The organism is Geobacillus sp. WSUCF1, assembly GCF_000422025.1.
Classification (GTDB): Bacteria; Bacillota; Bacilli; order Bacillales; family Anoxybacillaceae; genus Geobacillus; species Geobacillus zalihae.
The window spans coordinates 14741-35591 of record NZ_ATCO01000102.1; the positions used below are offsets into that span (position 1 = coordinate 14741).

General features: G+C 53.6%; 12 protein-coding genes and 2 pseudogenes. 10 read left to right on the forward strand and 4 right to left on the reverse strand.

All coding sequences use genetic code 11. From position 1 onward, the window contains the following. Positions 1 to 144 precede the first annotated feature (144 nt). Positions 145 to 1766: pseudogene (locus tag I656_RS0115900) on the forward strand (PucR family transcriptional regulator). Between the two features lie 204 nt (positions 1767 to 1970). Then, positions 1971 to 3323, forward strand: a complete 1353-nt coding sequence (locus I656_RS06025; protein WP_020755533.1) for an aspartate aminotransferase family protein — start codon at positions 1971 to 1973, stop codon at positions 3321 to 3323. 228 nt (positions 3324 to 3551) lie between these two features. Here I656_RS06025 and I656_RS06020 read toward each other — a convergent pair whose 3' ends face one another. Then, positions 3552 to 4121 (reverse strand): Uma2 family endonuclease, encoded by a 570-nt coding sequence (locus I656_RS06020; RefSeq protein WP_033005921.1) that lies wholly within the window; start codon positions 4119 to 4121, stop codon positions 3552 to 3554. Between the two features lie 210 nt (positions 4122 to 4331). Between I656_RS06020 and I656_RS06015 the strand changes: the two genes are divergently transcribed. Next, positions 4332 to 5318: an acryloyl-CoA reductase gene (locus tag I656_RS06015; RefSeq protein WP_033005923.1), complete on the forward strand. Its 987-nt coding sequence runs from the start codon at positions 4332 to 4334 to the stop codon at positions 5316 to 5318. Between the two features lie 199 nt (positions 5319 to 5517). On the opposite strand, the gene I656_RS06010 is transcribed toward I656_RS06015, so the two are convergent. Then, a complete protein-coding gene (locus tag I656_RS06010) occupies positions 5518 to 6429 on the reverse strand; it encodes a LysR family transcriptional regulator (protein ID WP_020755536.1) in 912 nt (303 codons plus the stop codon). A gap of 125 nt (positions 6430 to 6554) precedes the next feature. Here I656_RS06010 and gltB point away from each other — a divergent pair. The 5 genes and pseudogenes from gltB to I656_RS05990 all read left to right on the forward strand — a co-directional run bounded on the left by gltB (position 6555) and on the right by I656_RS05990 (position 16627). Next, positions 6555 to 11116 (forward strand): annotated as a pseudogene (gene gltB, locus I656_RS0115905) (glutamate synthase large subunit). 145 nt (positions 11117 to 11261) lie between these two features. Next, a complete protein-coding gene (locus I656_RS06005; protein WP_015374620.1) occupies positions 11262 to 12746 on the forward strand; it encodes a glutamate synthase subunit beta in 1485 nt (494 codons plus the stop codon). A 79-nt stretch (positions 12747 to 12825) separates the two neighbouring features. Then, complete coding sequence (locus I656_RS06000; protein WP_015374621.1) at positions 12826 to 13422, forward strand: phosphatase PAP2 family protein; 597 nt, start codon at positions 12826 to 12828, stop codon at positions 13420 to 13422. 176 nt (positions 13423 to 13598) lie between these two features. Further along, positions 13599 to 14387, forward strand: a complete 789-nt coding sequence (locus I656_RS05995; protein ID WP_033005925.1) for a hypothetical protein — start codon at positions 13599 to 13601, stop codon at positions 14385 to 14387. A 146-nt stretch (positions 14388 to 14533) separates the two neighbouring features. Further along, entirely contained in the window at positions 14534 to 16627 is a 2094-nt protein-coding gene (locus I656_RS05990) for a GDYXXLXY domain-containing protein (RefSeq protein WP_015374623.1), read from the forward strand. Positions 16628 to 16651: 24 nt separating this feature from the next. Here the strand turns inward: I656_RS05990 and I656_RS05985 are convergent, their stop codons facing one another. Both I656_RS05985 and I656_RS05980 read right to left on the reverse strand, forming a co-directional pair. Further along, positions 16652 to 17524 (reverse strand): fructosamine kinase family protein, encoded by an 873-nt coding sequence (locus tag I656_RS05985; protein WP_020755542.1) that lies wholly within the window; start codon positions 17522 to 17524, stop codon positions 16652 to 16654. After that, positions 17521 to 18249: an NAD-dependent deacylase gene (locus I656_RS05980; RefSeq protein ID WP_020755543.1), complete on the reverse strand. Its 729-nt coding sequence runs from the start codon at positions 18247 to 18249 to the stop codon at positions 17521 to 17523. The genes I656_RS05985 and I656_RS05980 overlap by 4 nt, the downstream gene beginning before the upstream one ends. Before the next feature lie 145 nt (positions 18250 to 18394). Between I656_RS05980 and I656_RS05975 the strand changes: the two genes are divergently transcribed. Beyond that, on the forward strand, positions 18395 to 18946 hold the full coding sequence (locus tag I656_RS05975) for a DJ-1/PfpI family protein (protein WP_015374626.1): 552 nt from the start codon (positions 18395 to 18397) through the stop codon (positions 18944 to 18946). A gap of 382 nt (positions 18947 to 19328) precedes the next feature. Next, complete coding sequence (locus I656_RS05970) at positions 19329 to 20741, forward strand: NAD-dependent malic enzyme (protein WP_033005926.1); 1413 nt, start codon at positions 19329 to 19331, stop codon at positions 20739 to 20741. Positions 20742 to 20851 lie beyond the last annotated feature (110 nt).

Consider the following 20851-nt stretch of genomic DNA (forward strand, 5'->3'; position numbering starts at 1 on the left):
TCTACACATTAGACAAAATGCCAACTAAAAATGGAGTTTCATTGGACGATTTGTCAATAGGCGTCTCGGCTATAGAAGGAGTTTAGTTATAAAGTTTCGAATATTTGTGATAATAAAGACAAAGCAAAAGGGGGAGAGGCAAGAATGGAATGCAGCTTTCCTCTTACGGTCGCTGACGTTTTAAGGAGAAAATATTTTGAAAGAGCCGTTGTTGCCGCTGGAAAAGGCGGGTTGTCCAGAATCGTCAAGTGGGTGCATGTCGTCGAGGTGACGAAAATCAGCAATTTGTTACGGGGCAAAGAGTTGATTTTATCCACTGGAGTCGGATGGCGGGAAGATGCTTCGTTGTTTTTATCGCTGCTTCGGCAACTGATCGAATGCGATGCCTCCGGGTTGTGCATCGAACTAGGAACATATGCTTCTTCCATCCCTGATGAAGCGTTAAAACTGGCGGATCAGCACGATTTCCCGATCGTCTTTTTCCTTGAAGAAGTCCCGTTCGTTGAAATCACCCATGACATCCATACGCATTTGATCAACCAACAGTATCAAATGATTTCCCAGCTTGAATCGTATTCCCAAGAGTTAAACAAAAAGCTGTTGACCGTTCATGACCATCGGGAGATTTTAACGTGTTTGCATGATTGTTTAGGCCATCACGTGGCTTTTAAAATGCAGGGCGGGGATGTGGAGTACATTCCATGTCGGCCGAGGCAGAAACGCGAGGCCAGCATCTGTTCGGGGAACAGCGGATGGCCCGTAGATGCGGTCGTCAAGCCGATTTCTTTGTTCGGCGCCGAGTATGCGGAGCTGGCCCTTCTCCCTGACGGCCGCGATGTCAATGAGTTTGACCTTCTCATTTTGGATCGCACTGCGACTGCTTTGGCGCAACACTTATTGCGGAACCTTTATGCTGAGGAGAAACGGCGCACGGAGGAAAACGAGTGGCTGAAAGGATGGCTTGAAGGGGAATACTCAGACCAAGAGATTTCTTCCTTTTTATTGGATCATCATCCCTCTTTTGACAGCCGTCGGGGAGTTGTGTGGGTTTGCAAGGTGGAAAGGCTCATCAAAAAGGAAATTTTGATTTGACATATTTCAAGCTTTTATGTCGTTCGCTATTTGAGCAGCGAGGATTTTTCGTGTTTTCTGTGGAGATAGGCCGGCAGCTGGCGTTTATCGCCCTTGATTGGCGGGGTGAGTCCACGTGGAAAAAGCGGGTCGAAGATGGAATTGAATCCATTAAGGCGTCAGATTTTGTACGGACGCGTCTTCCCTCCTTATCCATAGGCGTTGGAACGTTTGTCAACTCTCTTTCTGCCATGAATCAAAGCTATCGAGCCGCGCTGGAGGCGCTGAAAATTCGAAACCGGTTGAAGGATCAAACGGTCAGTCCATTTTACGAGGATTTGCATTTGTATCGGATGATCATGGTTCTAGATAAATATAGCAATCTGCGCGAAACGGCCTGTCAATATTTAGGGCCGATTATCGAGTACGACAGGAAGTACAATGGGAAGCTGCTAGAAACGCTCAAGGTGTACTTGCAGTGCAACGGCTCGAAACAAGAGACAGCGAAGCGGCTGTTTATTGTCCGGCAAACGTTGTATCACCGTATAGAGAAGCTGGAAAGTTTCCTTGGCCCCGATTTCATGGCGCCTGATAAACGGCTGGCCATTGAGCTGATGATCAAAGCGTACGACTGTTTGATGGATGCGGACGAGATTTCGTACAGACATCGGAATGTGCAGCGTTGGGCTGATTGAGGAGGATCGGACAAGACGACGGATTCGTGAAAAAGCTTTTCGCTTAAAAATATCCTACGGTCGCGGTTGGGAGTGAACGCAGTGGTCAAACTGTGGAGCAAATGTGTTCACCGTTTTTACACTCTGTCTAATGAACAGCATGGTGAATTGAGCGATAATGGCTATAACATGAAACGATTCTAAATAGAGGGGAGTCAAGCGGCGATGAAAACGGAACAACCCCACCAACTGTGGCTCGAAAAAGACGACCGATATATCTGGCATTCGATGAAGCCGTATAACCCACAAGCAACGCTGATTGCGGCCGAAGCGAAAGGCTGCTGGGTGACGGATGCAGCTGGACGCCAGTATTTGGATGCGATGGCGGGGCTCTGGTGCGTCAACGTCGGCTATGGGCGCGAGGAACTCGCCGAAGCGGCGTATGAGCAGCTGAAGACGCTGGCGTATTTCCCGCTCACGCAAAGCCATCGTCCGGCGATCGAGCTCGGGGAAAAGCTCAACGAACTGTTAGGCGATGAGTATGTGATTTTCTTTTCCAACAGCGGGTCGGAAGCGAACGAAACGGCGTTTAAAATCGCCCGCCAATACCATCAGCAACGCGGGGAGCATCATCGGTACAAAATCATTTCTCGCTACCGGGCGTACCATGGGAATTCCATGGGGGCGCTCTCAGCCACCGGACAGGCGCAGCGGAAATACAAATACGAACCGCTCGCCCCAGGTTTCATCCACGTGCCGCCGCCGGATGTGTACCGCGACCCGGATGCGGCGGACGATCCGCGCCGACTGCGGGCGGTAAAGGCCATTGATGATGTCATGACGTGGGAGTTGAGCGAAACGATTGCGGCCGTCATTATGGAGCCGATCATCACCGGGGGCGGTGTGCTCATTCCTCCGGACGGGTATATGAAAGCGGTCAAAGACGTGTGTGAAAAACACGGGGCTTTGCTTATTGTCGATGAAGTCATCTGCGGCTTCGGCCGGACGGGAAAAGCGTTCGGATTTCAACACTACGGCGTCAAGCCGGACATCATCACGATGGCGAAAGGCATTACAAGCGCGTATTTGCCGCTGGCGGCAACGGCGGTTCGGAAAGAGATTTACGAGGCGTTCAAAGGAACAGGCGAATACGACTATTTCCGCCATGTCAATACGTTTGGCGGCCACCCGGCTTCGTGCGCGGTGGCGCTGAAAAACATCGAGATTATGGAGGAAGAGCGGCTGTTTGACCGCTCGCGCGAGGCAGGGGAATGGCTGCTTGATGAGCTCAAAACGAACCTAGCCGGCCACCCGTATGTCGGCGATGTGCGCGGCAAAGGGCTGCTTGTGGGCATTGAGCTTGTCGCTGACAAGGCGACGAAAGAGCCTCTTGATGTGTCGCTTGTCAATCAAGTGATCCATCGATGCAAAGAAAACGGCCTCATCATCGGCAAAAACGGAACGACAGTCGCCGGATACAACAACGTACTCACGCTGTCGCCGCCGCTTTGCATCACGGATGATGAACTTTCGTTTGTGGTGCGTGTCTTGACCGGGGCGCTAGCGGCCATTCAATAAGAAGAACGACAAACGTCAGCCGGATCGACAGGCTGGCGTTTTGTTTGCTTTTGCACGGCCATTCGGAAACACATAGAAGCAGGCGGTTATTGCGAGGGCTGAACGTTCTTTTGCTTATGCGATGGTGCTTCGGGATGGGAGATTCTTAGGAGCACCTGCCCGATCATCGATTTCTGTGTGTTTGACACAAGACTGATGATGAGTATGTCATGCTGAACAAGGGCTGTTTTAACCCCATTCCAATACATGCGCTAATGGAATCGCTAAGTCTTTAAATTGTGCGGAATGCAATGTGTCCTGTTGTCCGTATGTAGCATGCCGTTGATAGGCCCCTTCGTGCAAATAGTACACATGAATCATTTTATTGGCCGTATCAACGATCCAATATTCCGCAATGCCATAGTGTTGGTAAGTGTAAAATTTTTCGTTGTAATCTTTTAAAGCGGTTGAAGGTGATAAGACTTCAACAACCAGTGCAGGCGCTCCGTAACACCCTTTTTTGACAATTTGTTTTTTATTGCAAATGACGGCAAGATCGGGTTGGACAATGTCATCAGGGGTTTCATATGTTTCCTTTTTGCTAAGGAATACATCAAACGGCGCCATAAAGACATAACAATGTTTGTTTTGGAAAAAATGACGCAAAGCAAAATACAATTCTCCGACTGCAAATTGATGTTCCGAAGATGGAGCAGGCGTCATATTATACGCTTTTCCATTTATCAGTTCCCAGCGGCCTTCCCACGTTTCCCAGTCAGCGTACGTGTAAATTTTGTTCGAGTCAGGGATATTGCCCATTGTTCCACCCTCTTTCATTTTAAAGATACGCTTGTTTACAGTGTACCAAAAGAAATCAAGGAAGTGTAGGGAGGACCTTTCATTAGACGTTTATTCATCGTTCGCTTACGCTCACAGGTGGAAGTGAGGGGCTTTTTGGTTCAGAAAAGGAATCTGGCGTTTGGTTGTCGAATGACATGAGTGAAAAATGTATGGGAAAGGGAGAGAATGATGTCCGTATTTCAAGCGTTCGTTGTCAACAAAACCGAAACAGAATTTACTGCCGGTGTGCAGACGATGTCCATCGATGATTTGCCGGAAGGAGACGTCGTTGTCCGCGTCCATTATTCAAGCGTCAACTACAAAGATGGATTGGCGTCCATTCCGGACGGCAAAATTGTGAAAACGTATCCATTTGTGCCGGGAATTGATTTGGCCGGGGTGGTTGTTTCGTCGCACCATCCGCGTTTCCGCGAAGGGGATGAGGTGATTGCGACTGGCTATGAAATCGGCGTGACGCATTTCGGAGGCTACAGCGAGTACGCCCGGCTGCATGGCGATTGGCTCGTGCCGCTGCCGAAAGGGTTGACGTTGAAAGAAGCGATGGCGATTGGGACGGCTGGGTTTACAGCGGCGCTGTCCATTCACCGTCTTGAGGAGCAGGGGCTGACGCCGGAACGCGGACCGGTGCTCGTCACGGGGGCGACGGGCGGCGTCGGCAGCTTGGCCGTGTCGATGCTTGCGAAGCGCGGCTATACGGTGGAAGCAAGCACAGGAAAAGCGGCGGAGCACGATTATTTGCGTGCTCTCGGCGCCAAGGAAGTGTTGACGCGCGAAGACGTCACGGCTGAACGCATTCGTCCGCTTGATCAGCAGCGCTGGGCGGCGGCGGTCGACCCGGTCGGCGGTCGGACGCTGGCCACGGTGTTAAGCCGCATCCGCTACGGCGGAGCGGTGGCAGTGAGCGGGTTGACAGGCGGCGTCGAGGTGCCGACAACCGTCCATCCGTTCATTTTGCGCGGCATCAGTTTGCTTGGCATCGACTCCGTCTATTGCCCGATGGAGCTGCGCCTCCGCATTTGGGAGCGGCTCGCTGGCGACTTAAAGCCGGATTTGGAGCGGATTGCTCAAGAGATTTCGCTCGCTGAATTGCCGCAAGCGCTTAAGCGCATTTTGCGCGGCGAACTGCGCGGCCGGACGGTCGTGCGGTTAGGATGACGTTCGGACGCAATCTAACTGAAGCAGCGTCCGAATTTGGTGCTCTCCACATCTTCTTTATTGAATGATCCTTGATGAGTGAAGGCGCCGGAAAGGGTAAGTGTGCAGAAGAAGAAAGGAAAGACGCAGAGTGAAGCACCTGCGTCTTTTTTTGTGATCTCGAATCCGTTTTTCGACGTGAGCGTAGGCGGGGGAGCGTTCACCCCCTCAATTGATACCGCTCGAGCTCCGCGAAAAAGTCTTTCACAAACTGGTAAAACACTTTCACCGACGGAGCGAGTTCGTGGTGGTCGGAAATGATAATGCCGACGTTTCGCTTTACTTGCGGCATCTCAATCGGCACTTTGGCGGCGTAGCGAAGGAGGCTTTCCGACAGGGCGCTTTCCGGCAGGAGAGTGACGCCGATGCCAGCGGAGACAAGCCCTTTAATGGCATCGAGATCTTCGCCTTCCGATGAAATGTTGGGCGAAAATCCGGCTTGGTGGCAAGCGTCAATAACGATTTGATGCAAAATGTATCCTTTTGGAAACGTTACAAATGGATCATGGCGCAGTTCGTTCAATACGATCCGGTCGCGGCGGGCGAGCGGATGGCTGTTCGGCAGGAGGGCGGCAAACGGTTCGGAAAACAAAATTTCTCCTTTAATGCCGATTTCACGAACCGGAATCGGTCCGAGAAAGGCAAGGTCGATCTCCCGTTTTTTCACCGCTTCGATTAAATAATAGTACGACCCTTGGCGGAGATGGAACGAGACGTTTGGGTGTTCCGCTTTAAAGGCGGAGATGACCATCGGCATCATGTGGCTTGCCAGGCTTGTCGGAAACCCGATTTTAATCGTTCCGCGTTCCGGGTCCAAATACTCTTCGATTTGTTGCTTTGCATCCTCGACCGCCTTTAACACCGCTTCGGCGTGCGGCAAAAAATGGCGGCCGATCGGGGTGAGCTTCACGTTTCGCCCTTCCCGTTCAAACAGCTGCACGCCAAGCTCCGCTTCGAGGTTGGCAATTTGCCGGCTGATCGCCGACTGCGCGACATGGAGGGCGTCGGCGGCTTCGGAGACGTGTTCGCGCCGGGCGACTTCCACGAAATATTGCAGTTGCCGCAGCTCCATTTTTCTCCCTCCTTTTGATTGATCGCAAAAAGAGATGGATTTTATCTAAATTATATATTGTTTATATTAATTTTGAAAACTACAATGAATATTACAGACAATTCGGAACGGGAGGGGAAGGCAGCATGAAACACTACGGATTACCGGAAGCGCAAGGGTTATATCGCCCGGAATTTGAGCATGATGCATGCGGGATCGGGTTTTATGCGCATTTGAAAGGAAAACCGTCGCACGACATTATCAAAAAGGCACTTCATATGCTTCGCCAGCTTGAACACCGCGGCGGACAAGGGAGCGATCCGGAAACGGGCGATGGCGCGGGCATTATGACGCAAATTCCGCATGAGTATTTTCAAGCGGTGTGCGGCGGGATGAACTTGCCGGAAAAAGGGCGCTACGGGGTCGGGATGTTCTTTTTGCCGGAAGAGGAAGCGAAACGGGCGTACTATGAATCGATGTTCAATGAGATCGTCGCTCAAGAAGGGCAACGGCTGCTCGGATGGCGGACAGTTCCAGTTGATCGTGAAAAGCTTGGCAAACTGGCGCGGCAAAGCCAGCCGTTCATCCGCCAAGTGTTTGTCGCGGCAAGTGATGACGTGGCTGATGAGTTGGCGTTTGAACGGAAGCTGTATGTGATCCGCAAACAATTCGAAAAATGTGTGGAACACAACGAGTGCTATGTAGCGAGCTTCTCGAGCCGGACGATCGTTTATAAAGGGTTGCTTACGCCGGAACAAATCGATGCGTTTTATTTGGATTTGCAAGATGAACGGTTCCGTTCGGCGTTTGCCCTCGTGCACTCGCGCTTCAGCACGAACACGTTCCCGAGCTGGGAGCGGGCCCATCCGAACCGCTATTTGATCCATAACGGCGAGATCAACACGTTGCGCGGCAATGTCAACTGGATGACGGCGCGCGAGAAGCAATTTGTGTCGGAAGCGTTCGGCGCGGATTTGGAAAAAGTCGTGCCGATTTTGGATACGAACGGTAGCGACTCGTCGATTTTGGACAATGCGTTCGAATTTTTCGTTCTTGCTGGCCGGAAGCCGGCCCATGTCGCGATGATGCTCATTCCGGAACCGTGGTTTTGGGATGAGCAGATGGACGGGGCGAAAAAGGCGTTTTACGAGTACCATAGCTGTCTCATGGAGCCGTGGGATGGACCGACGGCGATTTCGTTCACCGACGGCAAGCAAATCGGCGCCATTTTGGACCGGAACGGCTTGCGTCCGGCCCGCTATTACGTCACCAAAGACGACTACATTATTTTCTCATCCGAAGTCGGCGTCATTGATGTCGACCCGAACAACATTTTATATAAGGAACGGCTGAGCCCGGGGAAAATGCTGTTGGTTGACCTCGAGCAAGGGCGCATCATCTCCGACCAGGAAATCAAGGAAGAAATGGCTCATGAAAAGCCATATCGCCAATGGATCAACGAGCAAATGATCACGCTTGGCGATCTGGAAATTCCGGAGGACGTCGAAGCGCCGAAGCAACTCGTCAAACTGCAAAAAGCGTTCGGCTACACGTTTGAAGATGTGGAAAAAACGATTTTGCCGATGGCGGCGGAAGGAAAAGATCCGACCGGCGCCATGGGCATGGACGCGCCGCTTGCCGTGCTGTCGGAGCGGCCGCAAAGTTTGTTCAACTACTTCAAGCAGCTGTTCGCCCAAGTGACAAATCCGCCGATTGATGCCATCCGCGAATATGTCGTCACCTCGACGATGACGTTGCTTGGCAAAGAAGGGAACATTTTGCATCCGGACGCCAAAGCGGCGCGGCGCATCCGCTTGGAAACTCCGCTATTGACGAACGAAGAGCTCGCAGCGTTAAAAGCCAATCCGTACCCGGAATTTGCGTGCGCGGTGCTGCCGACGCTGTTTACGGATGATTTGAAACAGGCGCTTGATGAGCTGTTTGCCAAAGCGGATGAAGCGATCGAAAACGGGGCGGCACTTCTTGTGCTGTCCGACCGCGGCGTTGATGAAACACATGTCGCCATTCCGGTTTTGTTGGCGACAAGCGGGCTTCACCAGCATCTTGTCCGCAAAGGGACGCGCACGAACGTCAGCCTGCTGGTCGAAAGCGGTGAAGCGCGGGAAGTGCATCATTTTGCGGCGCTCATCGGCTACGGGGCGGACGCCATCAACCCGTACTTGGCGCTCGAGACGATCCGCCAAGCGTCAGAAAACGGCACGATCGCCTTGTCTTACCGTGAAGCGGTGAAAACATATATCAAGGCGGCTGTTGACGGTGTCGTCAAAGTGATGTCGAAAATGGGCATTTCGACGGTGCAAAGCTACCGCGGCGCGCAAATTTTTGAGGCCGTCGGCATCGGCAACGATGTCATTGAGGAATACTTCACCGGCACGGCGTCGCAAATTGGCGGCATCGGGCTTGCGGAAATTGCAAAAGAAGCGAAAATGCGCCACGAAGCCGCTTTCGGCGCGCGGCATGAAGACGATGTGCTCGATACGGGCAGCGAGTTGCAATGGCGGCGCAACGGCGAACATCATGCATTCAACCCGAAGACGATCCATTTGCTGCAGTGGGCGTGCCGGAAAAACGATTACAACCTCTATAAACAATATTCGAAACTGGCCAATGAAGAACAGTTGACGTTCTTGCGCAACTTGTTCGACTTCGATCCGGACCGGACACCGGTGCCGATTGACGAAGTCGAACCGGTCGAGTCGATCGTCCGCCGCTTTAAAACAGGGGCCATGTCGTTCGGTTCGATCAGCCAGGAAGCCCATGAGGCGCTGGCGATCGCCATGAACCGGATCGGCGGAAAAAGCAACAGCGGCGAGGGCGGCGAAGACCCGGCCCGCTATGTGAAAGATGAAAACGGCGACTGGCGCCGCAGCGCGATCAAACAAGTGGCGTCCGGACGTTTTGGCGTAAAAAGCATTATTTGGTCAATGCCGATGAATTGCAAATCAAAATGGCCCAAGGAGCAAAACCGGGTGAAGGCGGGCAGCTTCCGGCCAACAAAGTGTATCCGTGGGTCGGCAAAGTGCGCGGCTCAACGCCAGGGGTGGAGCTCATTTCGCCGCCGCCGCACCATGACATTTACTCGATTGAAGATTTGGCCCAGCTCATTTATGACTTGAAAAACGCCAACAAAGATGCGCGCATCAGCGTGAAGCTCGTCGCCAAAGCCGGCGTCGGCACGATCGCCGCTGGCGTGGCGAAAGGGAACGCCGATGTCATTGTCATCAGCGGCTATGACGGCGGCACGGGCGCTTCGCCGAAAACGAGTATTAAACATGCCGGCCTGCCGTGGGAGCTTGGTTTGGCGGAAACGCATCAGACGCTCATGCTCAATGGGTTGCGCGACCGCGTCGTTCTAGAAACCGACGGCAAATTGATGACCGGCCGTGACGTTGTGATGGCGGCGCTGTTTGGGGCCGAAGAATTCGGATTTGCGACGGCACCGCTCGTCGTTTTAGGCTGTGTCATGATGCGCGTCTGCCATTTGGATACATGCCCGGTCGGCGTGGCGACGCAAAATCCGGAACTGCGCAAGAAATTTACCGGGAAGCCAGAACATGTCGTCAACTTTATGTACTTTGTCGCTCAAGAAGTGCGGGAAATTATGGCGGAGCTCGGCTTCCGCACGATCGACGAAATGGTCGGCCGCGTTGACGTCTTGAAAGTGAGCGAACGGGCGAAAGCGCATTGGAAAGCGAAACATCTTGACTTGTCCCGCCTCTTGTACCAAGTCGATGGCCCGCGCACAGGCAGCAGAGGGCAAAATCATCGAATGGAAGAGACGCTCGACTATACGGAAATTTTACCGGCGGTGCAGCCAGCGCTTGAACGGCAGGAGCCGGTCGAACTTCACCTCGCCATCCGCAACGTCCACCGCACGGTCGGGGCGATGACCGGCAGCGAGATTTCGAAACGCTACGGTGAGGAAGGGTTGCCGGATGATACGATCCGCCTCCATTTCACCGGATCGGCCGGGCAAAGTTTTGCGGCGTTTGTGCCGAAAGGGATGACGCTCGAGCTCGTCGGCGACGCGAACGACTACGTCGGCAAAGGGCTTTCCGGCGGCAAAGTGATCGTCCGTCCGCCGCATGAGGCGCCGTTTGCCGCAGCGGACAATGTCATTATCGGCAACGTCGCTTTCTACGGGGCGACGAGCGGCGAGGCGTACATTCGCGGCCGCGCCGGTGAACGGTTCTGTGTGCGCAACAGCGGCGTTCATGCCGTTGTTGAGGGAGTCGGCGATCACGGGTGTGAATATATGACCGGCGGCCGCGTCGTCATCCTCGGTTCGGTTGGCAAAAACTTCGCCGCTGGCATGTCCGGGGGCATCGCTTACGTTCTTGCCGATGAAGACAGCTGGCAGCAAACCGCCAACCTTGAGCTCGTCTCGTTTGAGCGGCTCGAAGACGAGGAAGAAATTCGCGACGTGCGTCGGATGATCGAAAACCATTACCGCTATACGGGAAGCCCGCGGGCGGCGTTAGTGCTCGAAGAGTGGGATGCGTATGTCCGCCGGTTTGTCAAAGTCATTCCGCGCAATTACAAACTGATGATTGAGACGATCGAAACGCTCGAACAGTCCGGGCTTTCGCACGAAGAAGCTGTCATGGCGGCGTTTGAAACGGTGGCGAAACGGAAAAAAGCGGCGGCTGTCGGCGGCGCCCATCAGCTCGAGGCGGTAGCGAAGTAACGCCGCAGCTTGCGGACGGCCGCAGGGCGACGGCGCCGCTTTGGCCCCGCGGCCGCGCGGGGCTCGCTTTTTAACTGGCCTAACAGGCGGGAAGGCCGCATCGGGAGAAGAGAGGACGTGTACGGAAAGAAGGAGGGGAACCATCGTGGGAAAAGCAACAGGGTTTATGGAATATGCACGCGAGGAAGAAAAAAAGCGCGACCCGCTTTCCCGTCTTGATGATTGGAAAGAATATACACAGCCGTTTTCGGAAGAGGTGCTGGCCCGCCAAGGCGCCCGCTGTATGGACTGTGGCACGCCGTTTTGTCATATGGGATTGGAGCTAAACGGCCTTACCTCGGGGTGTCCGGTGCACAACTTGATCCCAGAATGGAACGATTTGGTGTACCGAGGCCGTTGGAAAGAAGCGCTTGACCGACTTTTAAAGACCAACAACTTCCCAGAATTTACCGGCCGCGTCTGTCCGGCGCCGTGCGAAGGATCGTGCACGGTGGCCATTTCCGACCCAGCGGTTGCGATTAAAGGAATCGAACGGGCCATTATTGATAAAGGGTTTGCCGAGGGATGGGTGAAACCGCGCATCCCGAAGACGCGCACGGGGAAAAAGGTGGCCATCGTCGGCTCCGGCCCGGCCGGGTTGGCCTGCGCTGACCAACTCAACCAAGCCGGCCATTCGGTGACGGTGTATGAGCGGGCTGACCGCATCGGCGGCTTATTGATGTACGGCATTCCGAATATGAAGTTGGAAAAAGAAGTGGTCGAGCGGCGGGTGCGTCTGCTCGAAGAGGAAGGCATCACGTTTATTACGAACACCGAAGTCGGCAAAGATATTACGGCTGACGAACTGCGTGCTCAGTACGACGCCGTCGTCTTGTGCATCGGTGCGCAAAAGCAGCGCGATTTGGCCATTGAAGGCCGGGAGCTTGAGGGTGTCCATTTTGCGATGGATTATTTGACCGGCGTGACGAAAAGTTTATTGGATTCGAATTTTGCCGACGGCCAGTTTATCGATGCCAAGGGAAAACGTGTCATTGTGATCGGCGGCGGCGACACGGGGGCCGACTGCGTGGCGACCGCGCTGCGCCAAGGCTGCAAAAGCGTCGTCCAGTTCGGCAAACACCCTGCCTTGCCGGACAAGCGCCCGGACGATAATCCGTGGCCGCAATATCCGCTCGTCTTTACGCTTGACTACGCGTATGAAGAAGCAAAAGCGAAATTCGGCGCCGACCCGCGTCAATATTGCATTCAAACAAAGAAAATCGTTGGCGACGAGCACGGCCGCGTGAAAGAGCTGCATACGATTCAAATGGAAAAAATCATCGATGAAAACGGCAAAGCGATCTTTAAAGAAATTCCGGGGACGGAACAAGTATGGCCGTGCGATTTGGTGTTTATCGCCATCGGGTTTGAAGGGCCAGAGCAGCCGTTGTTGAAGCAGTTTGGCGTTGAAACGGCCAACAACAAAGTGAAAGCCCCATACGGCAAATATACAACAAACATCGAGGGCGTGTTTGCCGCCGGCGACGCCCGCCGCGGCCAAAGCTTGATCGTCTGGGCCATCCATGAAGGCCGAGGGGCGGCTCGTGAAGTCGATCGGTTCCTGATGGGAGAGACAAAGTTGCCGTGGTGATGGATCCCTCCTTAAAAAGCACCGCTTTTTAAGGAGGATTTTTTGTTTTTCTGGAAAAGAAGATATAAGGAGGAGAGTGATGCTCAGCATGAATCGACGATTATGGATCACTGCGGCTATGAGTCTGGGCCTTTTTTTGCTTGTTTGGACAGGCGTGGCCGCTGGATGGACGGAGAGAATGGATGAAGAGGGGCTGCGTCTGTTTGATTATTGGAATTGGCTTGACCCGTTTACGTTTCTTGGCAATGGAAAGACGATTGGCACCATCAGCATTATGCTTGTCATTGGTTTATGGTTTTTTCGCCGCGACGTCTACGGAATGGTGTTGGTTGTGGCCGCTGTTGGCGGGGGATATGGCATCAATGAGTGGCTAAAACATATCATTGGACGGCCTCGACCTCCTCATGCTGAAATCGGTGGATTTAGTTTTCCAAGCGGCCACGCGATGATCGGGACGATTTACTTGTTGATTTTGGCGTACTTTTTGGCGCAAACGCGCCCGAAGCGCGGCGAGCGGGCCGCGATTTACGGCGTTTTTGGAGCGCTTGCCCTGTTGACTGGCTTAAGCAGGTTAAGTCTGCAAGTGCATTATCCATCTGATGTGCTTGGTGGGTTTTTGCTCGGGGTTGCCTATGTATCAGCCTGCCTGGCTCTTTACCGTAGGTTCACTCGCTGAAGCGGATTTTAGAACATGGACAAAAAACGATTTTTGTTTTGATTTCGCGCGGTGAAAAGCAAATTTTGCGGCTTTGTGTTGAGCTTTGCCGTTGTCGAAATTAGGGAGAAAATCTCTTTTTCTATACTATCGCGTTGACCGAGACAATGATACAATGGGGAAAAGGAGGTGAAACGATGGAGCAAGCCGAACTCGTGCAAATGATGGCCGAACTGCTTGACCAAAAGCTCAATCCCATCCACGTGCGGCTCGATCGGATCGAAGGAAATGTCCGAGCGCTTCAAGAAGGACAGGCGCGCCTCGAAGGCGAGGTGCAGGCGCTCAAAGAAGGGCAGACACGCCTCGAAGGCGAGGTGCAAGCGCTCAAGGAAGGACAGGCGCGCCTCGAAGGCGAGGTGCGGGCGCTCAAAGAAGGGCAAGCACGCCTCGAAGGAGAAGTGCAGGTGCTCAAGGAAGGACAGGCGCGCTTGGAAGGCGAGGTGCAAGCGCTCAAGGAAGGACAGGCGCGGCTGGAAGATGAAGTGCAGTTGTTACAGAAGGGACAAGCCCGCTTGGAACAGCGGCTTCACCGGGTGGAAGAGGATGTGCGCACATTAAAAGCGGACATGGACATGGTCAAAGGCGACGTGCAAACGTTGAAAGCGGACATGGACGCGGTCAAAGGCGACGTGCAAACGTTGAAAGCGGACATGGACATGATCAAGGGCGACGTGCAAACGCTCAAAGAAGGGCAACAACGGCTTGAAGCGAAAGTTGAACGGGTCGAAGAAAAAGTTGACAACCTCACAACAGAAATGCGGAGCCATTTTCGCCACATCGAGAACATGCTTCATAAGCATCAGGCCGCTCTTGATATGGCTTCGCGCGAGTTCTCTTCTAAACAGGCATCCATCGATTATTTGATGAAAAAAGTCGCAGAGCATGATATGGAAATTTTCCACTTAAAAAATTATCTCCAACCATAATGTTCTTCACCGCAACAAAGAAAAAAGTCTAAAAGGCCGGTGGTAACTAGGAAAATGCGATGGAATAAGGCGTGTTTTCACTGGTCTTCTAGACAGCTTTTTCAGCATATGTTATAGAAAAGATCAAGTCACAAGGGGGAAGCGATATGGCGGCCCGTATCGTAAAAACGGGGTATGCGTTGGCGTTTTTGTGCATCATTGCCGGCATTGTGTATTTTTTTGCCGCCAACTGGCCGGAGATGGGGCGAGAGGTGAAAGTCGGGATCAGCATCGGCGTGATGGCGGCATTTTACATCGCAAGCGCGGCGCTTTGGGGCCGCCATCGTTTCTTAGGGCGCTGGATGCTGATCGGCGGGGTGTTGTCATTTGGCATTGCGTTGGCGCTGCTCGGCCAAATTTACAATTCGCATGCTGACAGTTATTGGCTGTTTCTTGCCTGGCTTGCGCCGACTGCTGTGCTGGCGTCACTGACAAAAGAACGGGTGCTGTCTGTGATCGCGATTGGGTTGCTGCAGCTTGCGTGCTGGTTTTATTATTTTCCGTCCGCTTATCGGATTGAGTGGACGGAATGGTCTTCGTTTGGCGTGCTATCGTTATTCGTGATCGTAAACGGTGTTCTTTTTATTTTCGTTCGGACACCGCTCATGGCTTGCTTGGCTTACATGGCCATGCAAGGTTGGCTGCTTGTGATTGATGTAACCGGTTTTTCCTATGGGCGCGACGCATGGTGGCCATACGTTTATGCGGCGTTGCTTGCTGGGCTTCTTTATTATTTTCTTGTCATCGCCAAGCAGCGGCTGTATGTGTTGTTGACGAGTTTGTTTGCCGGGCTGTTTTTGTTGATTCAATACATTCGCCTGCTCGCTGATCATTTTGAAACGTGGTTGCTTCTTATTGGGCTTATGGCAGCCGCTGCAGTGCTATACGGCGGCGTTGTGCTATTGCGGCGGGCTGGGCTGTTTTCAGCGGAGACGAAAGCTGGAAGGCGGTTTTTGGCGGTGTTTCAAGCGATTGTCACGCTCGCGGCTTCGGCGTTGGCCATACAAAGCCTGCTTGGCTTGTATTTCCTTTGGACAGAGTCATGGTCTCCTTACGTGCTCTTTTTCATTTCCATCTTTGGGTTTGTCGTTCCTGCCTCATTTGGTCGGCGTTGGAATCCGGTCGTTCGTTATACACTGCTGGCTGTTGGCTATGGGCTCGGGGTGGCGATGGCGTGGGAGGTCTCGCGGTCGGCTCTGTTCCTCTATGCCATTGGGCTCGCGATTGGCGTCATCGGATCATCAGACAGCGGAGTGCGCCGGTTGACGACGGTGGCGCTGACGGTCTATTTCGGGATCGCCTTAAGTTCGGTGATGGATGACGGCCGGAAGGTGTTGCTCACCTTGGCTTTGGTCAGCGGCGGGTTGTATGCGTATGGCCGCTTTCGCGGAACGCCGTTTCTCACTCCGCTTGTCTTGGCGTTCGGCGCGCTTGGGATCGCGACAAGCGTTGATGTGTTTGCGGCTGATGGACTGTACGTGACGTTGAATATCGCCATGATTTTGGCGCTTGCCTTCTTTCTTTTCCGCGGTCGGCAACTGGAGCGGAAGACCGCTTGGGTGTACACAGCGCTTTATCTCGTGCTGAAATATTATGAACTCGCATGGAATTTGCTTCATAAATCGGTCAGTTTGCTGGCGGCGGGAGCGGTGTTGCTCGCATGGGCGGTATGGCTTGAGAAACGAAATGGCTTCACATGGGGGCGGGGCGTGCGCTGGGGGCGGCGCGTTTCGTTGTTGACGCTCATAGTCGTGATCGCTCAATTTTCATTTTTAGGCTATACCGTGTGGCAAAAAGAGCGATTGCTGCGATATGGTGACGTCGTAAAGCTGGAGCTTGAGCCGATCGATCCACGTTCCATGCTGCAAGGGGATTATATTCAGCTTCGGTACGATATTTCCACCATTCCGTCGCTTGACGGAAGCGGACGGGTGCAAGTCGGGCTGCGAAAAGGAGAGGACGGGGTGCACCGTTTGGCTGGCGTATATATGGTCAATGGGGAAAAAAGGCCGGGATACACGCCGCAACCGGGGGACGTGATCATCACCGGTACGTTTCACGGCCCGCAAGTCGTGTATGGCATTGAATCGTATTTCATTCCGGAAAAAACGGGGATGAAACGGCAAGAGAATGTTCGGTTTGCCTATGTGCGCGTGAGCGAAAACGGTGATGCGCTGCTCGAAGCGATCCGTGCTGAATAAGGATGGCGGGGGAAGCAGGAAAAACTACTCCCCCGCGTAACGATCCAGCACGCGGTCAACAGCGTTGCCGTATGTTTCGCCAAATAAATTGAGATGAACGAGCAAGTAAAACAGCTGGTAGAGTGGTTTTCGGTCATGATAATCAGCCGAGAGCGGCATAAGCTCGCGATAGCTGTCGTAAAATCGGGATGGGAAGCCGCCAAACAGCTCGGTAAACGCGATCTCAAACTCATGATGGCCATATAAAACAGACGGATCGGTCAAATACGGCACTCCGTCTGGCCCTGGAATCCAGTTGCCGCTCCATAAATCGCCATGCAAAAGCGACGGAAAACAGTCATCTGGGAGCCATTGGTCAAGCCGCTCGAGCAGCCATTCGAGACGTTTGCGCCGCTTGGCGGGCAGGAGGCCTCTTGCCGCCGCTCGCGTCATTTGTGGTCTAAGGCGGGCGTCGCGGTAATAGTCGGGCCAGCGGCCGTACCAGCCGTTGCGCTGCGGCAGCATGCCGATATAGGTATCGCGGTCAAGGCCAAACGCCGGTCCGCGGCATTGATGGAGGCGGGCAAGGCCGCGGCCGAGCTGTTCGGCCGTCTGTTCCGTTTCTGCTCCTTCGATCCACTCCAAGACGAGCCAGCCCCAATCGTCCGCTTCCCCGAAGCCGAAGGTATGCGGAACGTTGATGGCGCGTGCTTGCCTGATCAGCTCGAGGCCCATCTGTTCGGCAGCGAAAAATCCACTCGGCGGGAAACGTTGCATTTTGATAAAGTACGTTTGTTTGCCGCTTTGGACGCGATAGACGTCATTGATGTCGCCGCCCGAGACGCGGCGCCAATGGCGGATGGGGGAGTGGTCGCCGATCGATTCGAGCGCCATTTGCAACATGATTTCTTTAGTCATGGATTCACCTCCGCCAATTGCTCATTGAGCTCGTTCAGCACTTCGCCGATTTTCCGGCCGTGAATGACAGCGTCGGCGAGATCGTCCAGTTCCGTCGGTTCCCAATTGATGATCACGAGTTTAGCCCCACTCCGCTTGGCAACAAGCGGCAGCTGGTTGGCTGGGGATACCTGCAGAGAGGAGCCGAGCACAACGAACAAGTCCGCTTGGCGGGCCGCTTCCCACGCTTGATCGATGGCTTTCTCCGGCAGCGGCTCGCCAAACAACACGACCGACGGGCGCAAAACTCCGCCGCATTCGCACGTCAACACACCGTGCAAATAGACAAAGCTGGGTTTTGACTCCCCGCACCGCTGACAATGGACGGTGCGGAGCGAGCCGTGAAGTTCGATGACGCGTCGGCTTCCTGCTTCTTGGTGAAAGCCATCGACATTTTGCGTCACAATCGTCTGCACGATCCCGCGCCGCTCCCAATCGGCCAACAAGCGGTGTCCGTCATGCGGTTGGCACTGTTGCAATGTGCGAATGCGATATTGGTAAAACTCGACGAACGATTCACGGCGATGGTACAGCGCATCGATGGTAGCGAGTTCGCTCGGGTTAAAACGCGCCCACAGCCCGGTGCGCGGCGAGCGGAAATCGGGCAGCCCGCTTTCGGTTGACATGCCGGCGCCGGTCAGCACAACGGTGCGGCGCGAGGCGGCCAGCCATGAGGTGATGGTCATTCCGTTTCCCTCCTTACTGTCGCAACCATAGCGACTCTCGTTTCTGCTGCTTCATCCCTTTCCACCAATCATTTTACTTTTCCTTTTCACTCGTTTCCAGTATGATAGAAATGAAAGAAAAAAATGGACAAGGAGGCGGGAATCCATGAGCAAAAAAGTGCTGATCATCGCGGGTGATGCTGTTGAGGCGCTTGAAGTATACTATCCGTATTACCGTTTGCTTGAAGAAGGTTATGAAGCGACGATTGCCGCGCCGAAGAAAAAGAAACTGCACACGGTCGTTCATGATTTTGCCGATTGGGATACGTATGTAGAAAAACAAGGCTATTTGATCGACGCTCATGCGTCGTTCCCCGAGGTTGACCCGGCGCAATACGACGGATTGGTCATTCCGGGCGGGCGCGCTCCGGAATACATTCGCCTTGATGAGAACGTGCAACGAATCGTTCGCCATTTCTTTGAAGCGAATAAGCCGATTGCCGCAATTTGCCACGCCTCGCTCATTTTTGAAACGATGCCGGATTTGTTGAAAGGACGGAGCTTGACAGCGTATATTGCCTGCAAACCCGGTGTCGAAGCGCTCGGAGCAACGTATGTGTCTGACAATACGGTCCATGTTGACGGCAACCTTGTCTCCGCTCATGCGTGGCCGGATTTGCCGGCGTTTATGCGTGAATTTCTCCGCTTGCTTCAATAAGTGGAAGAGAATGGCCTCCCTTTGGGTGAAAGGAAGGGAGGCCGTTGTTTTGTTGTGTTCCCGACCGTTTGCCGTTCAGACCAACCGTGTGGGGCGGCAGGACAGATGGTTGCTTGGCGACCTCCATTTTGTTCCGTGCTTTGATTGCCCAATAGATGCCGAATGGGATGGCCGCACCGGTGGCGAATTCGAAAATGGACCGCATAGCCCCAAGCCTAAACGCAATGCGGCGGTAAGCAAGAAGCGGCCGCGGAAAAGAGGTTGATGGAGGATAAGGGTTGTCTTTTTCCCATTCATGAGATAACATTTGTACCATAGAGTGTCTTACCATGAAATAGAGAAAAGGAAGGCGGTTATCTATGGCATTACCAGGCGGGGCAGCATGAACATTACGATTCGTCTCCAGTTCGAAAAAGATATCGTCTCGTTCAGCGATATCGCCGCCGCAATCGGCAAAGCGGGCGGGGACATTGTCGGGATTGACGTCATTTCATCAAGCAAAGTCCATACGGTGCGCGACATCACCGTCAGCGCGCTCGACACGAAGCAGTGCGATTTGATCATTGAGGCGCTGAAAAAAATTCAAGGCGTCAAAATCATCAACGTTTCCGACCGCACGTTTTTGATGCACATCGGGGGGAAAATTGAAACAAATTCAAAAATCCCAGTGAAAACGCGTGATGACTTGTCGCGGGTGTACACGCCGGGCGTGGCGCGCGTCTGCACGGCCATCGCTGAGGATCCGCGCAAGGCGTATTCGCTGACGATTAAACGGAATACGGTCGCCGTCGTCTCGGATGGCACGGCGGTGCTCGGGCTTGGCGACATCGGCCCGTATGCGGCGATGCCGGTCATGGAAGGGAAAGCGATGCTGTTTAAGGAATTTGCCGGAGTGGACGCGTTCCCGATTTGTTTGGATACGAAAGACACGGAAGAAATCATTCAAATTGTGAAAGCGATCGCCCCGGCGTTTGGCGGCATTAATCTCGAAGACATTTCCGCTCCGCGCTGCTTTGAGATTGAAAAGCGGTTGAAGGAAGAGCTTGACATCCCGGTGTTCCATGACGACCAACACGGCACGGCGGTCGTGCTCTTGGCCGGGTTGCTTAATGCGTTGAAAATCGTCGACAAAAAGCTCGAGGACATTAAAGTGGTTCTCACCGGCATTGGCGCCGCTGGCATCGCCTGCACGAAAATTTTGCTTGCGGCCGGCGTGCGCAACATTATCGGGGTCGACCGCCATGGCGCCATCCATCGCGATGAAACGTATGAAAATCCGTATTGGCAAGAATATGCGCAAATCACGAACCCGGATAATCTGAAAGGAAGCTTGTCCGATGTCATCGCCGGCGCAGATGTGTTTATTGGCGTCTCAGCTCCCGGCATTTTAAAAGTGGAAGATGTGAAAAAAATGGCGCGCGATCCGATCGTGTTTGCGATGGCCAACCCGATTCCGGAAATTGATCCGGAGCTGGCCGAACCGTACGTGCGCGTCATGGCGACCGGGCGTTCCGACTATCCGAACCAAATCAACAACGTCCTTTGCTTCCCGGGCATTTTCCGCGGGGCGCTCGACTGCCGGGCGAGAGAAATTAACGAGGAAATGAAGCTCGCTGCCGCGAAGGCGATTGCCTCTGTCGTGACGGAGGATGAATTGAACGAAACATACATCATCCCGAGCGTCTTCAACAGCAAAGTCGTTGAACGCGTCAGACAAGCGGTCATCGAAGCCGCTTACCGCACTGGGGTGGCGCGGAAGGACAATATCCCGGTTGGCGGATATACAGGGCAGTAAAGCAAGGAATGCGATGGAACCGACGGACGGCTTCCTTATATAGGGGAAGCCGTTTTTTTGGCTGCAGGAGCGGGTCTAACCGTGGCTGCGGCGGGCTAAATCTAGTTTAG

Coding starts and splice junctions, on each gene's coding strand:
- I656_RS06025 (WP_020755533.1), top strand. CDS start 1,971: ATGAAAACGGAACAACCCCACCAACTGTGGCTCGAAAAAGACGACCGA.
- I656_RS06020 (WP_033005921.1), bottom strand. CDS start 4,121: ATGGGCAATATCCCTGACTCGAACAAAATTTACACGTACGCTGACTGG.
- I656_RS06015 (WP_033005923.1), top strand. CDS start 4,332: ATGTCCGTATTTCAAGCGTTCGTTGTCAACAAAACCGAAACAGAATTT.
- I656_RS06010 (WP_020755536.1), bottom strand. CDS start 6,429: ATGGAGCTGCGGCAACTGCAATATTTCGTGGAAGTCGCCCGGCGCGAA.
- I656_RS06000 (WP_015374621.1), top strand. CDS start 12,826: ATGCTCAGCATGAATCGACGATTATGGATCACTGCGGCTATGAGTCTG.
- I656_RS05995 (WP_033005925.1), top strand. CDS start 13,599: ATGGAGCAAGCCGAACTCGTGCAAATGATGGCCGAACTGCTTGACCAA.
- I656_RS05990 (WP_015374623.1), top strand. CDS start 14,534: ATGGCGGCCCGTATCGTAAAAACGGGGTATGCGTTGGCGTTTTTGTGC.
- I656_RS05985 (WP_020755542.1), bottom strand. CDS start 17,524: ATGACTAAAGAAATCATGTTGCAAATGGCGCTCGAATCGATCGGCGAC.
- I656_RS05980 (WP_020755543.1), bottom strand. CDS start 18,249: ATGACCATCACCTCATGGCTGGCCGCCTCGCGCCGCACCGTTGTGCTG.
- I656_RS05975 (WP_015374626.1), top strand. CDS start 18,395: ATGAGCAAAAAAGTGCTGATCATCGCGGGTGATGCTGTTGAGGCGCTT.
- I656_RS05970 (WP_033005926.1), top strand. CDS start 19,329: ATGAACATTACGATTCGTCTCCAGTTCGAAAAAGATATCGTCTCGTTC.